The organism is Massilia genomosp. 1, from assembly GCF_011682185.1.
GTDB classification, from domain to species: Bacteria; Pseudomonadota; Gammaproteobacteria; order Burkholderiales; family Burkholderiaceae_D; genus Telluria_A; species Telluria_A rubra.
In genome coordinates this window covers 1-291 of record NZ_WHJF01000526.1, presented here as the reverse complement: position 1 = coordinate 291, position 291 = coordinate 1, and the positions used below count along the sequence as shown (strand labels likewise).

1 protein-coding gene is annotated in these 291 nt (G+C 63.9%); it reads right to left on the bottom strand.

What is annotated here, in order from left to right; translation table 11 throughout:
• Positions 1-83 precede the first annotated feature (83 nt).
• Positions 84-291: type VI secretion system-associated FHA domain protein (locus F1735_RS34775; RefSeq protein ID WP_373888639.1), on the bottom strand; the 208-nt coding region annotated here is incomplete at its 5' end.

The following is a 291-nucleotide window of genomic DNA, read 5'->3' as shown; positions in this document are numbered from 1 at the left end:
GTCGTCATCACGCACCCGGAAACCCAAGGCGTCTTCATTGCTGGCGCGGCTGCCTTGATGCGAGCATTGCGCCGTGGTCAAGGTCAGCATGCCTGTTGCACCCTCTGTGCGCGGTACAGTTCGACCTCGGCGTCGTAGGCGGACAAAAACACCTGCCCAAATACGGTATGGAAGTCTTCCTCCACGGCGGTCACCGCCGCCTGGTGCAGCGCGCGATAACGCACCCACGCACGCCCGTCGCGCCCCTTCGGCATCAGGCGCTCGTACCAGACGTCAGCGCCCATCTGCTTG